This is a genomic window from Exiguobacterium sp. s63, assembly GCF_018617335.1.
In the GTDB taxonomy this organism is placed as follows: Bacteria; Bacillota; Bacilli; order Exiguobacteriales; family Exiguobacteriaceae; genus Exiguobacterium.
On sequence record NZ_JACSKB010000001.1, the window covers coordinates 496,956 to 510,503 of the forward strand.

Below are 13,548 nucleotides of genomic sequence, written 5' to 3' on the forward strand. Positions count from 1 at the left end.
AGGGGCATCTCGTAGCTTCGCTATCAAGTGAAGGTGCTTGTACCTTGAAAGGGGCGTTACTCGTCTTTGACACCGTTGTTCTTTTGTGCAAAATACATGAACAACAAGGAGGAGTCCAATCATGGCTCGTTACACAGGTCCAGCTTGGAAACTCTCGCGTCGCTTAGGAATTTCACTTAGCGAAACGGGTAAAGAATTAGCAAAACGTCCTTACGCACCAGGTCAACACGGAAATGGTCGTAAGAAAATCTCAGAATACGGTCTTCAGCTTCAAGCGAAGCAAGCACTTCGTCACATGTACGGAGTGAACGAGAAGCAATTCCGCCGCATCTTCAACGATGCTGGTAAAATGCCAGGCATCCACGGTGAGAACTTCATGTTCTTGCTCGAATCACGCCTTGACAACCTCGTTTACCGTTTCGGCCTCGCTCGCACACGTCGTGGAGCACGCCAACTCGTCAACCACGGTCACATCACAGTTGACGGATCACGCGTAGACATCGCGTCTTACCGCGTAAAACCAGGTCAAGTTATCGCAGTTCGCGAAAAATCGAAAAACGTGAAAGCAATCGCTGAAGCTCTTGAAGTAGCACCAGCTACAAAAGACTTCGTATCGTTTGACGCTGAGAAACTCGAAGGTACATTCGTACGTCTCCCAGAACGCGCTGAACTCAACGACCAAATCAAAGAGCAACTCATCGTCGAGTACTACTCACGTTAATGCTTTTTATCCCCTTCTTCGCGAAGGGGATTTTTTTATTTCTTCAGAATCTCTTGTCGGATACGCCCCATTTGCGTATCGAGGGCATCCGCCATAAGTGCCGCCTCTATTAACTCTTTCTTAGATGGCTCAGGTACATCATGCTGATATTTATATTGAAGTTTATGCTCTGTCGCCGCCCAAAAATCCATGGCAAGCGTCCGGATTTGAATTTCAGCCGGTACCCAGATGATCCGTTCGGCCAAATAGACTTTCGTTTTTACAATAAGATGTAAACTACGATATCCACTCGGCTTCGGGTGCTCGATATAGTCTTTGATTTCAATGATATCTAAATCGTCACGTGTCTCTAAGTGATGTAATATGGCATAAATATCGTCTCGGAAGCTCGTGACAATTCTAATTCCTGCCACATCATGTACGTGTTCCCAAAGTGCAGAAACTTCTAATGGTAAGTCTTTCCGTTTCATCTTACGTACGATTGAAGGTAACGTCTTCATTCTTGTCTTCACATGTTCAATCGGTGAATATCCAAGTCTCGTCTGCCAATCTAAATCGATAATCCCGAGGTCACTCTCGAGTTCCGTGATCGCCATTTCATAATATCGAAAGTGTTCGCGCCATTGATGGAACTGGTCGCCGAAAAACTCTTCAATTTCCATCGTCATCCCTCCTATCTCATCATTCTATCAAATCCAAGTGGCACGTCATGTACAAAAAAACGTCCATTCCTCAACAAATGAGGAACAGACGTGATGATTAGACGTGACGAATCACGAAATATTTTTTCTTACCACGACGAATGATCGTGAATTCACCGAGGGTATCTTCGCGGGAAATCATTTTATCGAGCGCTTGTTCACGTTCCCCGTTCAAGTAAATCGCACCGTTCGTTACGTCTTCACGTGCCTGACGTTTCGATGGTGAAATTTTAGCCTCGACAAGGAGGTCGACAAGATTACGCTCTCCGTCAAGTTCGAATTGCGGCATCCCTTTAAACGCATCTTCCATGTCTTCTGGTTGAAGTGACTTTAAATCCCCACTAAAGAAGGCTTTCGTGATCCGTTCTGCTTGTTCAAGTCCTGCTTCACCATGAACGAGCTTCGTCATCTCTTCTGCGAGACGGCGCTGTGCCACACGCTTCTCAGGTGCTTCCGTCACTTCTGCTGCAAGGGCTTCAATCTCTTCATGCGTCATGAACGTGAAGTATTTGATGAACTTGATGACATCCGCATCGTCGACGTTGATCCAGAACTGGTAGAACTCGTATGGCGACGTCTTGTCAGCATCTAACCAAACCGCACCACCCGCTGTCTTCCCAAACTTCTGTCCGTCAGACTTTGTGACGAGCGGAACCGTGAGTCCGAACGCTTTTTCTGAATGACCGAAGCGACGAATCAATTCAAGACCTGCCGTGATGTTCCCCCATTGGTCACTTCCACCGACTTGAAGACGACATTTCTCTGTCTCGTATAGTTTCAAGAAGTCGTAAGATTGAAGCAACATGTATGAGAATTCTGTGTACGAGATCCCATTCTCCATGCGTGAATCGACAGAATCTTTCGCAAGCATGTAGCTGATTGGGAAGTGCTTCCCGATGTCGCGAAGGAAATCGATGATCGACATCTCTTCTGTCCATTCGTAGTTGTTGCGAATCGTGATCGGGTTTTCCCCTTCAAGTGGAAGGAATCGGCTCAACTGATCTTTGATTCGATCGGAGAAGAGCTTGACCGTATCCAATGTGTTCAATGAACGTTCATCCGAACGACCAGACGGGTCTCCAATCATCCCTGTCGCCCCACCGACAAGCGCGATGACCTGATGGCCCGCCTGTTGGAAACGTTTTAGCGTTAAAATCGGGAGCAAGTGCCCGATATGAAGTGAGTCTGCTGTCGGGTCAAATCCCGTGTACAACGTCGTCGGTTGCTTCAGTTGTTCCTTTAGTCCTTCTTCATCTGTCATTTGGTTGACAAGCCCTCGAAACTCTAAATCGTTTAATAGTTCCATCTGTTCCACTCCTTCAATTGACATAAAAAAACGTCCCTTCTCATATGAGAAGGGACGGAGATTCCGCGGTACCACCCTACTTGTCGCAATTTGCGACCGCTTGAGCGAGAGATAACGGTCTCGAACCGGCCAAAAGGCACGCTCTAAAAGTGTAATTCATCGTTTGGCGTTGGCTAGTTCACATCAACCACTAGCTTTCTGGACAAGGGGCCCACCGACTACTTCGCTTTCTTCATTGCGTCATTATATCGTTGACTATGCTATTCATTTTATAAGCATCGTTTTCCACTTGTCAACTCCCACAATGAAACTTGCGTAAGACATCGGTTTCAAGGTAAGGTGAAGGTTGAATTGTGCTATAATCGAATATATTACTGTCTAAAATAGTTTTACACCATATTTAAGGAGGCTGTCATGCTGCAGAAGATTCGAGACTTTTGGAACAATCCGACGTCATTGAAAGTTCGTCGCTATGCCAACGTTGTATATGATGTGTCGTGGAACGTTTTACTCCTCACTATCATTTCTGTTGTACTCATTGGATTTTTAGGTGCTGGAATCGGCTTCGGATATTTCGCATCCCTCGTCAAAGATATGCCAACCCCGGCCTATAATACAATGACTGCACAAATCAACACGTATACATCGACATCAAATATTTACTTTGGGAGCGGAGAGCGAATCGGGAACTACACGACCGATGAAGTGCGAATTCCAATACCGGTAGAAAAAGTATCTCCATATGTCGTCGATGCGCTACTTGCGACAGAGGACGTCGAGTTTTATGAACACGATGGAGTCGTTCCAAAAGCGACATTACGTGCCATTTTACAAGAAGCGACCGGTTCAGAAGACCGTACTGGTGGTTCTACCCTGACGCAACAATTGATCAAGAACCAAATGCTAACGAATGAAGTGTCGTTCGAGCGGAAAGCAAAAGAAATTTTACTAGCTCTTCGACTTGAAAAAGCGATGAATAAAGACGAAATTTTAAATGCTTACTTGAATGTCGTATCGTTCGGTCGTAACTCGATGGGACGTAACATTTCAGGGATCGAGGCTGCTGCACGAGGCGTATTCAATACTTCAGCTGAAAAGTTGACGTTGCCACAAGCGGCATTCTTAGCAGGAATTCCGAAAAACCCGTTCTTCTACACACCGTATTATCAAGGTGGGGTCGTTAAAGAGGACGTATCGGGTGCTGTCAACCGTATGAAGACGGTATTGAACCGAATGTATGTTGCCGGAAAAATCACAAAAGAAGAATATGATGCGGCCTATAACTATGACATCACACAAGACTTCATGCAGACACAGACAAAACCTCGTGATAAATACCCGTACGTTGTCGATGAGGCAGAGCTACAGGCTCGTCAAATCGTGACTGACTATCTGATGAAACAGGACGGGATTGAATACAACAATCTAAGTTCTGAAGAAAAAGATACCGTCAGATCGACGTATGCAAAACGAGCGCATAACATGTTACGCCAAGGTGGATTCAATATCCGACTAACGCTTGATAAAGAAATCCATGAAGCGATGCAACAACCTGCAAAAAATGCTGGGAACTTCGGACCGAATCAATACGTTGAAGAAGAGGATCGGACCCTGCCTGAACAGACTTCTTCTGTCATGATTGAAAACAAGACTGGTAAAGTGCTAGGATTCGTCGGTGGTCGCTACATTAACGGCAAGACCGATGATTTGAACCGTGCATTCTGGGCAGAACGTCAAATCGGTTCGACTGCAAAACCGATTCTCGTGTATTCAAATGCGATTGAAGCCGGTATGATTACTCCTGCCACTAAAATTATCGACGAAGAATACTATTATAAATTTACGGGTCCGGGACAACCGAAAAAACAAGTTCAAAACGAAGGCAAGACATATCGCGGAGCCGTCACGGTCCGTGATGCACTCAAACTTTCATTGAACGTTCCAGCCGTTAAAATTTATGAAGAACGTAACCAAAAACCTGCTGATACGCAGAAATTGGTTGATATGGGGATTCCGGTATCCGAAGGAAACCGTTATGCATCTGCGATGGCTCTCGGTACGGGAGAAGTTAAACCGATCGATTTAGCTGCAGCATATGCGATGTTAGCCAACTACGGAGAACATGTCGCTCCTTACTTTATTCAACAAATCGAGTATCAAGGTGAAGTGATTTACGAAGCAAAACCGAAGAAAACACGTATTTATACGGATCGAACATCTTATCTTGTCGTTGATATGCTTCGTGATGTTTATACGTCAGGTACAGCGACATATGCTAAATCACTACTCAACGTTCCTGGAGACTGGATGGGTAAAACCGGTACAACGAACAATCAACGTGATTCGTATTTGGTCGGTTCCAACCCGAACGTCACACTCGCCGTCTGGTCCGGTTATGATTCGCAACTCGTCTCGATGCTTGACGGTTGGGAATACGGTCGGTACTACCAGCGAACACAACGCATCTGGTCACAGACGATGAACCGCGTTTACGCGGATAATCCTGAAGCCTTAGGCGTAAACGCCCGCTTCGCTCAACCTTCAAGTGTCTCTGCCAAAGACTTCAAAGACTCTGGTACATTCTCTGAGAAGAAGAAAGTAGAAGAGAAAGAAAAAGAAGAGGAAGCGAAGAAGAAGAAAGAGGAAGAGGCGAAGAAAGAGGCCGAGGAAGCAAAGAAAGACGCTGAAGCGAAAAAACAAGAAGCTGCTGACGATGCTGCCGCTAAGAAAAAAGCCGAAGCCGAAGCGAAACAAAAAGCTGAAGCCGAAGCGAAACAAAAAGCTGAAGCCGAAGCGAAGAAAAAAGCCGAGGAAGAAGCGAAGAAGAAAGCTGACGAAGAGGCAAAGAAAAAGGCTGACGAAGAGGCGAATGCCGACTCTACCGATTCCAATAATGAATAAGCAAAAGGTCGACACCTCGTGTGTCGACCTTTTTTGCTCAGTCTTCCATTGTTGATAAATCGCCCGTCTCAAGATTTAACTCCCAAGCTTTCAAGACGCGACGCATAATTTTCCCACTTCTCGTCTTCGGAAGCTTGTCCTTGAACTCGATTTCTCGAGGTGCCGCGTGAGCTGCCAATCCTTCTTTGACGAACTGTTGAATTTCTTGTTTTAACTCATCAGACGGTTCGTAGCCTTTACGAAGAGCAATGAATGCTTTAATGATTTCACCTCGGACCGGATCCGGTTTTCCGATGACGCCAGCCTCGGCAACAGCAGGATGCTCGACGAGTCGACTTTCGACTTCAAATGGCCCGACGCGTTCGCCTGCTGTCATGATGACATCGTCGACACGTCCTTGGAACCAGAAGTAACCGTCTTCGTCCATATAAGCAGAGTCTCCTGACACGTACCAATCTCCCCAGAAGTAACTCTCATACTTCGTATCGTTCTTCCAAATCTTACGCATCATCGATGGCCATGGTGTCTTCAGTGCCAAGTTCCCCATCCGGTGCGGGGGAAGTGGTCGACCTTGATCATCCAAGATGGCTGCCTCACAACCAGGAATCGGTTTCCCCATCGACCCAGGTTTAATATCCATCGTCGGATAGTTACAAATCATCATGGCCCCTGTTTCTGTCATCCACCACGTATCGTGGATCCGGAGGTTGAACGCCTCATGTCCCCAGCGGATGACTTCAGGGTTCAACGGCTCCCCGACAGATAGAATATGGCGTAAGGAGGACAAATTATATTTTTCAAACGCTTCGTCGCCTGCACCCATGAGCATGCGGAATGCCGTCGGCGCACTATACCAGACTGTTACGCCAAATCGTTCGATGACCGAGTACCAAAATTCCGGATTAAATCGTCCCCCGACGATGACGTTTGTCGCGCCGTTTAAGAACGGTGCAAAAATACCATAGCTCGTTCCCGTCACCCATCCCGGGTCGGCCGTACACCAATAAATATCATTCGGTTGCAAATCGAGTACCCACTTGCCGGTCATCATATGTTGAATCATCGCATTATGGACATGGAGAACCCCTTTTGGTTTTCCTGTTGAACCCGATGTATAGTGTAAGATTAGACCGTCTTCACGGTCGACCCAAGTCAATTCGAGATCTGTCGTCGCTTCACTTGCCAACTTCCGGTAATCGATCACTTTGCCGGATTCCTCGATATCATCGCCAACGAGTAAGATGGTTTCGAGGTGTGGCAATTGATCGACCGGGACTCGTGGCAATAATTCTCTCGTCGTCACAATCACTTTCGCCTCAGAATCAAGGAGTCGATCATGTACGGCTTGTTCCATGAAGGCTTCAAAAAGTGGACCGACGATGGCACCTAGCTTGATCGCTCCGAGTAAAATAAAATAAAGTTCTGGTTGACGTGGCATAAAGATAAAGACACGGTCGCCTTTCTCTACACCAATCGACTTCAGAACATTACCAGAACGATTACTCTCTTTCTTCATATCCGCATACGTGTATCGCTCTTCCCGATCCCCATCGAAATAAAGCAATGCCACTTTCGTCGCCAATTCACTTTCTGCATGACGATCGATTGCTTCGTATGCCAAATTGACCTTCCCCGTCAAGTTCCAAGAAAATAAAGCTTCTGCTTGTGTCCATTCAAACGACTGACAAGCCTCTTCATACGACGCTAATTGATGCTCCCCTGTTAACGCTTTCAATTTTTCCATCGTTAAAGATTCGCCTCCCCTGTAAAGATTGGTATAACCACTTTCAGTATAGTGTTAAAATTATGACAAATCAATGAATTTCCAGTTTCATCAAAAGCACATGAAACTAATCCAATGAAAGCGCTATAATAAGAGTTGGAAAAGGTGGTGACCCTATGGAAAAACAATATCATTCAAAAGTGTGGCAGACCTCACAAGGTGACGTCACGATTGACGGTCCGATTGCGCCTGACGTCTTGCAGACGTATCGTCTTGATGAAGGATTGACCGCATTTCGTGAACCGGAAGATCAGCACGAGGCACTCGTCGATATTGCTGGGTTGAAAGAAGGAAGAATCATCGTCGCCAGACAGGATGATCTCGTGATCGGTTACGTGACCTTCCTCTATCCTGACCCATATGAGCGTTGGAGTGAAGGAAACGACCCATACATCCTTGAACTTGGGGCAATCGAGGTAAGTCCCCGCTTCCGAGGGCAACGCATCGGGAAACAATTGCTTGAAGTGTCGATGATAGACCCACATATGGATGACTTTTTGATTTTAACGACCGAATATTATTGGCACTGGGATTTGAAGGGCAGTGGACTCTCGATTTGGGATTATCGCAAAGTCATGGAGAAGATGATGAATCATGGTGGACTTGTCTTCTTCCCGACAGACGATCCAGAAATCGCCTCTCACCCTGCCAACTGTTTGATGGCTCGCATCGGCAAAAACGTGCGCCAAGAAACAGTTGATCATTTTGACTCGCTTCGGCTCCGCCGACGATTCATGTACGATTGAGGAGGAAATGATATGTTAATCGAACAGATGATGAATCGACATGTCGTGACGATTCAACCGACCAATACAATCGCTCACGCAGCTAAACTCATGCGAGAACATCGTGTCAGACATTTAATCGTGACAAACCCCGCTCGACAAGTCGTTGGGATTGTCGGGCAATTTGAGATGAGCGGTGCAACGAGTGTCTTTCATCCCGAGAGTGAAAATGCCGATTTCCAAAACCCTATATCGAGTATTATGCGTCCCGAAGTTCCGACGGCACACCCTTTTGATTTCTTCGAGGACGCGGCAGCATTATTTTATGAAAACCGACTGACCTGTCTCCCGATCGTTGAACAAGGCAAGCTCGTTGGCGTGTTGACCGAAACGGATTTATTGCGATACTTTGTCCAATTGACGGGTGCACTCGAGCCGAGCTCACAAATCGAGATTTTAGTTGAGAATACGACGGGGACACTCGAAAAAGTGACCCGGCTCCTCGCCAAAACCAATATCAACATCATTAACGTCTTCGTTCATCCGACGAGTGACCCCTACAAACGGATTATCTCCTTCCGCGTCCAGACGATGAATCCATTACGGATTATCGAACGACTCAAGCGAGAAGGATATGAGGTACTCGGACCGGAGATGTCACAATGAGACCAATCTACATATTTGGTGAAGATGAGACGTCCTATCGTTTTCACGAGGACCATCCCTTCAATCCATTGCGACTTGAATTGACGACATCTCTATTGATTGCAGCCGGAAAACTTTCCAAATCGGAATGTGTATCTCCTCCACTCGCCTCGGTTGAGGAGTTAGCGCTCGTTCACGATCTCGATTACATCGAAGCCGTCCAAGCGGCGGCGGCAGGTGAGCTATCTACATTAAAAGCCAATAAATTTGGTCTCGGTACGGAAGACACACCCATCTTTCCGACGATTCATGAAGGAGCGGCACGTCTCGTTGGAGGGACGATTCATGCACTCGATCTCGTGGCAAGCGGGAAAGCGGAGCGCGCCTTTCATGTCGGGGGAGGATTACACCACGGCATGCGGCGTAAAGCATCAGGATTTTGTGTATATAATGATGCCGCTGTTGCGATCGCTCATGTGAGAAAGCAATATGGGTCGCGTGTCCTCTATGTGGATACGGATGCACACCATGGGGACGGCGTTCAGTGGCTCTTCTATGACGATGATGACGTCATGACATTATCCATTCATGAGACCGGTCGTTATCTCTTTCCTGGTACTGGAACAGTGACGGAGCGTGGCAATGGGAAAGGATACGGCTATAGTTGGAACGTCCCGGTCGATGCGTTCACCCAAGACGATTCATTCTTGACGTGCTACGAGACCGTCTTACGTGAGGCATGCGAATGGTTCAAACCCGATATCATTTTGACTCAGAACGGTGCGGATGCCCATGTGTTTGACCCACTTACCCATTTGGCATCAACGATACGGACGTTCGAACAAATCCCGCAGATTGCCTCACGCCTGGCCGATGAATATACAGACGGCCGTCTCGTCGCCCTTGGTGGTGGCGGGTATGACTGGTATCGTGCCGTGCCACGCGCTTGGGCTCAAGTGTGGGCCGGATTGACGCGTGAGGAACCGTATACAGGAGAGATCCCAATCGAGTGGATTGAACAATGGTCCGGTATCGCTGGTCAACCGTTACCCACACGGTGGGACGATTCCCTTTATACGTTCGACCACATCCCGAGACGGCAACAAATTGAAGAAAAGAATTGGGAAGTCACCAAACGAGCGTTTTGGCCATTCATCTCAAATGACCGAAAATCGATTTATCTATAAAAAGAAGCCTCCGCATCCATCAAATGATTTGATGAATGTGGAGGCTTTTGCTTAGTCTTGGCGAAGCGAATCACGACGCTCGATTCGGTGAGGAAGCACGACGTTTTTCTCTTCGATTTCTTCTGCGTTCAAGATTTTTGTCAAGAGTCGCATCGCGACGGCTCCGATATCGTACATCGGTTGAACGACCGTCGTCAACTTCGGACGAATCATCGTCGCGAGACGCGTGTTATCGTGACCGACGACTTCAAAGTCGTTTGGAACCGAGTAACCTGCATCTTGGATCGCGTGGATGACACCGAGTGCCATCTCATCCGTCCCCGCAAAGATTGCTTTCGGGCAATCATCTCGCTGCAACATTTTTTGCATGGCTTCAAGGCCTGATGCGTATGTGTAATTCCCAAGAATCATATCGTTATCATGGAATGGAAGACCTGCATCTTCAAGCGCGCGGCGGTATCCTGCGAATTTCTTCTCGCCATTGATCTGTTGCTCGAGTGGACCAGTGATGAATCCAACACGGTCATGTCCGTGGTTGATCAACATCTGAGTCGCGTCATATGCCGCTTGCTCATAATCGATGTTGACGGCCGGGAGGTCATATCCTTGGTTCAATGTCGCTGCGAGAACGATTGGAACCGGTGATTTTTTGAACTCTTCGACGAGATCTTCATGCAAACGTCCACCCATGAAGATGATGCCATCCACTTGTTTCCCTAAAAGTGTGTTTAGTAAATGGACTTCCTTGTCACGACTTGAATCCGAGTTTCCAAGGATGATGTTGTATTTGTACATCGTCGCCACATCTTCAATGCCTCGTGCCAAATCGGCGAAGAAAATATTTGAGATGTCCGGTACGATGACACCGACCGTCGTCGTTTTCTTACTTGCTAGCCCACGCGCGACGGCGTTCGGACGATAACCGAGACGGTCAATCGCATCTTGTACTTTCTTGCGTGTTGTCGGTTTGACGTTCGGGTTTCCGTTGACGACACGAGAGACGGTTGCCATGGACACCCCGGCTTCTCGTGCGACATCGTAAATCGTTACGTTGTTACTATTCATAAACTACTCCTCCTACAAGTCCTGATTTTCAAAAAGTTTTCATAAAACGTCTTAAAAAAGGAAGACAGGTATCTGTCATCCATTTACCCTGTCTTCATGCGATATAAAACGTTTCCATTTGGAAAGCTTACTTTTTCACCAAATCAAGTTGGGGAAACTGGACCGTCAGTCCTTCCACAAATTGATCGAATTGATCGAAATCCAATTGTTGTTGCGCATCCGATAATGCAATGGCAGGATTCGGGTGTACTTCGACCATGACACCGTCTGCCCCGATGGCAAGCGCTGCTTTTGCAGCCGGTAACAACAAGTCACGACGACCTGTCGAATGGGTGACGTCTACCATAACCGGTAAATGCGTCTCTTGTTTCAAAATCGGCACTGCCGTGATGTCTAACGTATTGCGTGTCGCACGCTCATACGTCCGAATCCCTCGCTCGCACAAGATGACTTGGCTGTTCCCACTCGCCATAATGTACTCTGCCGCATAAATGAACTCTTCGATTGTAGCGGATAATCCACGCTTCAACAAGACCGGTTTGTCTGTCTTACCGACTTCTTTCAACAAATCAAAGTTTTGCATATTCCGGGCACCAACTTGAATGATATCGACATATGGCAAGGCCGACTCGACTGCTCCTGGTGTCATGATTTCCGTGATGACTCGTAAATCATGACGGTCCGCTGCTGCCTTCAGCATTTTCAACCCTTCAAAACCTAAGCCTTGGAAGTCATACGGCGATGTACGTGGTTTGTATGCCCCGCCTCGCATCACTTTCACTCCAGACAACGCGAGCTTCTCTGCGACCGCGTTCACTTGTTCGAACGATTCGACGGCACATGGCCCCGCAATCAGCTGCGGACGTCCATTCCCAATCGTCACGTCCTTCACATGGACCAACGTATCTTCCGGTTGACGTTTACGCGAAACGAGTAACGTCTTATCCCGGTCTTCGCCTTGTAGTTCAGCAGACGCTTTAAATACTTCTTTAAAAATATGTTGAAGACGTGACGTTTCGAACGGTCCTTGATTCGAAGCTGCGATGAAATCGAGCATCTCTCGTTCTCGGACCGGGTCGTATCGTTCGACGCCTTGAAGACGTTTGATTTTTCCAATTTCGACGGCAAGTGCACCACGCCGACTTAGCAAGTCGAGCATTTCATGGTTCAATTCATCCATTTCTCGACGTAATCGATTCAATTGATCTTGTGGACTCATTCGTTTCCCTCACATTCTTAAGCCGTTCTTTCCAGAAACCTAATTATATCGAACTTTGTGCGCTTTGTCATAAGGAAACCTTCTACGTCACAAAATCACCAAAAAAGGACCGAACGCGTTCTGAACTGAAACCTAATTTAGGGAAATTTAATAACGAATGCCTCGAATAGCGTGTGTGTTGTGATAGCTATCTAGACATCTAATAATTTTATCTACCATCAAACTACAAATATGAAATTTTATTTTGATGGTTCATAGACAATTTGTGTGTCTGTATCAATTACGTATCGTACATTCACAACTTCATTTATAGAGATTGCTTTAAAATTATAATTATTACATAATATTGAACTTACTTCAGAAGCAGAATCTGTAACTCCTAAAATTGCTTCATAGATTTCTTTGAGTTCACTTAAAGTACATTCATTTCCCCTTAGGAAAGATTGCTTATAATAACCGTCTATTTCAATAATCATCTATCCTCCTGCAAACAAAAAAATATTATAACCGTCTTTATACACTTTTCTCACGATTCATTTTCTATCTTTCTCAATTTCGCCAATACTGATTAGTCTTTAATTTCGTGTTTCATAGTGGAGTGATTTACGTTTCGAAACTCTCGTCTGAATAAATAGATTCATTATATCGATTCGATCACATTCAAAAACCCTGAATGAGCACTTTTTATCAAGTGACGATCATTCAGGGTTCAGTTCACGGTCCTTTTACATTATTCTTCCTTTTTAAGGTCTTTCTTCAAATCATTGAGTTCTTCTTTTGACTCATCATCGAGCATCTCATTGATAGGTGCTTCGAGTGAATCGTCCGACTCAGATTCAAGTGATGAGTCCGGCGTCTCTTTTTCGGCCGCGCGGTCCATCTGTTCTTTCACTTCAGATTCCGCTTCCGCGACGAGTTGATCTGCTTTCTCCATCGCCTCTTCAATCGAAAGGTCGTCCTCATCGATTTGTTGCTTTAACTCGGCTGCCTCACGCGCCTTATCTTTCACGATATTGAGGACAGGTGCCGCCTTATCGCTCGCTACTTTAATCCATTCCCCAACGACCGGCTCTGCTTTCTCACGCATCTCTTTCGATTTGACAGTCAAGCGCTCACGCGATGTAGATGTCTTTTCGTCAAGGTACGTCCGCACTTCTCGTCCGCTTTTCGGTGATGTTAAGAGAGCAACCGCTGCTCCGACAATCCCTCCGAGGATGACCCCCGTCAAAAATCCGCTACTTGATTGATTCTGTTCTGTTGGTTGCTTTTGGTCTGTCATGTGTGAGTTCCTCCCC

12 protein-coding genes and 1 other annotated feature are annotated in these 13,548 nt (G+C 46.4%); of the genes, 5 read left to right on the forward strand and 7 right to left on the reverse strand.

Annotated features, from left to right (window positions below):
- Window positions 1-121: 121 nt before the first annotated feature.
- On the forward strand, window positions 122-721 hold the full coding sequence (gene rpsD / locus KNO90_RS02585) for a 30S ribosomal protein S4 (protein WP_031423120.1): 600 nt from the start codon (window positions 122-124) through the stop codon (window positions 719-721).
- A 35-nt stretch (window positions 722-756) separates the two neighbouring features.
- Here rpsD and KNO90_RS02590 read toward each other — a convergent pair whose 3' ends face one another.
- Window positions 757-1,383 (reverse strand): GTP pyrophosphokinase, encoded by a 627-nt coding sequence (locus tag KNO90_RS02590; protein ID WP_214741385.1) that lies wholly within the window; start codon window positions 1,381-1,383, stop codon window positions 757-759.
- Between the two features lie 97 nt (window positions 1,384-1,480).
- Window positions 1,481-2,728: a tyrosine--tRNA ligase gene (tyrS, locus tag KNO90_RS02595; protein WP_214742396.1), complete on the reverse strand. Its 1,248-nt coding sequence runs from the start codon at window positions 2,726-2,728 to the stop codon at window positions 1,481-1,483.
- A gap of 47 nt (window positions 2,729-2,775) precedes the next feature.
- Window positions 2,776-2,973, reverse strand: a binding site (T-box leader).
- Window positions 2,974-3,142: 169 nt separating this feature from the next.
- Here tyrS and KNO90_RS02600 point away from each other — a divergent pair.
- Window positions 3,143-5,629, forward strand: coding sequence for a transglycosylase domain-containing protein (locus KNO90_RS02600; RefSeq protein WP_214741387.1), 2,487 nt, complete (start codon window positions 3,143-3,145; stop codon window positions 5,627-5,629).
- A 37-nt stretch (window positions 5,630-5,666) separates the two neighbouring features.
- Here the strand turns inward: KNO90_RS02600 and acsA are convergent, their stop codons facing one another.
- On the reverse strand, window positions 5,667-7,373 hold the full coding sequence (gene acsA / locus KNO90_RS02605; RefSeq protein WP_214741389.1) for an acetate--CoA ligase: 1,707 nt from the start codon (window positions 7,371-7,373) through the stop codon (window positions 5,667-5,669).
- A 155-nt stretch (window positions 7,374-7,528) separates the two neighbouring features.
- Between acsA and KNO90_RS02610 the strand changes: the two genes are divergently transcribed.
- Genes KNO90_RS02610 through KNO90_RS02620 form a run of 3 tightly spaced genes read left to right on the forward strand, consistent with a single transcriptional unit; the run spans window position 7,529 to window position 9,969 of the window.
- Window positions 7,529-8,158: a GNAT family N-acetyltransferase gene (locus tag KNO90_RS02610; RefSeq protein WP_215112947.1), complete on the forward strand. Its 630-nt coding sequence runs from the start codon at window positions 7,529-7,531 to the stop codon at window positions 8,156-8,158.
- A 12-nt stretch (window positions 8,159-8,170) separates the two neighbouring features.
- A complete protein-coding gene (locus tag KNO90_RS02615) occupies window positions 8,171-8,803 on the forward strand; it encodes an acetoin utilization AcuB family protein (protein WP_214741393.1) in 633 nt (210 codons plus the stop codon).
- Window positions 8,800-9,969 (forward strand): acetoin utilization protein AcuC, encoded by a 1,170-nt coding sequence (locus KNO90_RS02620; RefSeq protein ID WP_215112948.1) that lies wholly within the window; start codon window positions 8,800-8,802, stop codon window positions 9,967-9,969. Before KNO90_RS02615 ends, KNO90_RS02620 begins: the two co-directional genes overlap by 4 nt.
- Window positions 9,970-10,020: 51 nt before the next feature.
- On the opposite strand, the gene ccpA is transcribed toward KNO90_RS02620, so the two are convergent.
- The 4 genes from ccpA to KNO90_RS02640 form a co-directional block, all read right to left on the reverse strand.
- On the reverse strand, window positions 10,021-11,034 hold the full coding sequence (gene ccpA, locus KNO90_RS02625) for a catabolite control protein A (RefSeq protein ID WP_074033452.1): 1,014 nt from the start codon (window positions 11,032-11,034) through the stop codon (window positions 10,021-10,023).
- A gap of 127 nt (window positions 11,035-11,161) precedes the next feature.
- Complete coding sequence (locus KNO90_RS02630) at window positions 11,162-12,253, reverse strand: bifunctional 3-deoxy-7-phosphoheptulonate synthase/chorismate mutase (protein ID WP_214741397.1); 1,092 nt, start codon at window positions 12,251-12,253, stop codon at window positions 11,162-11,164.
- Window positions 12,254-12,492: 239 nt separating this feature from the next.
- Entirely contained in the window at window positions 12,493-12,729 is a 237-nt protein-coding gene (locus KNO90_RS02635; protein ID WP_214741399.1) for a hypothetical protein, read from the reverse strand.
- 254 nt (window positions 12,730-12,983) lie between these two features.
- Window positions 12,984-13,532, reverse strand: coding sequence for a YtxH domain-containing protein (locus KNO90_RS02640; protein WP_214741401.1), 549 nt, complete (start codon window positions 13,530-13,532; stop codon window positions 12,984-12,986).
- Window positions 13,533-13,548: the final 16 nt, after the last annotated feature.

Coding starts and splice junctions, on each gene's coding strand:
- rpsD (WP_031423120.1), top strand. CDS start 122: ATGGCTCGTTACACAGGTCCAGCTTGGAAACTCTCGCGTCGCTTAGGA.
- KNO90_RS02590 (WP_214741385.1), bottom strand. CDS start 1,383: ATGGAAATTGAAGAGTTTTTCGGCGACCAGTTCCATCAATGGCGCGAA.
- tyrS (WP_214742396.1), bottom strand. CDS start 2,728: ATGGAACTATTAAACGATTTAGAGTTTCGAGGGCTTGTCAACCAAATG.
- KNO90_RS02600 (WP_214741387.1), top strand. CDS start 3,143: ATGCTGCAGAAGATTCGAGACTTTTGGAACAATCCGACGTCATTGAAA.
- acsA (WP_214741389.1), bottom strand. CDS start 7,373: ATGGAAAAATTGAAAGCGTTAACAGGGGAGCATCAATTAGCGTCGTAT.
- KNO90_RS02610 (WP_215112947.1), top strand. CDS start 7,529: ATGGAAAAACAATATCATTCAAAAGTGTGGCAGACCTCACAAGGTGAC.
- KNO90_RS02615 (WP_214741393.1), top strand. CDS start 8,171: ATGTTAATCGAACAGATGATGAATCGACATGTCGTGACGATTCAACCG.
- KNO90_RS02620 (WP_215112948.1), top strand. CDS start 8,800: ATGAGACCAATCTACATATTTGGTGAAGATGAGACGTCCTATCGTTTT.
- ccpA (WP_074033452.1), bottom strand. CDS start 11,034: ATGAATAGTAACAACGTAACGATTTACGATGTCGCACGAGAAGCCGGG.
- KNO90_RS02630 (WP_214741397.1), bottom strand. CDS start 12,253: ATGAGTCCACAAGATCAATTGAATCGATTACGTCGAGAAATGGATGAA.
- KNO90_RS02635 (WP_214741399.1), bottom strand. CDS start 12,729: ATGATTATTGAAATAGACGGTTATTATAAGCAATCTTTCCTAAGGGGA.
- KNO90_RS02640 (WP_214741401.1), bottom strand. CDS start 13,532: ATGACAGACCAAAAGCAACCAACAGAACAGAATCAATCAAGTAGCGGA.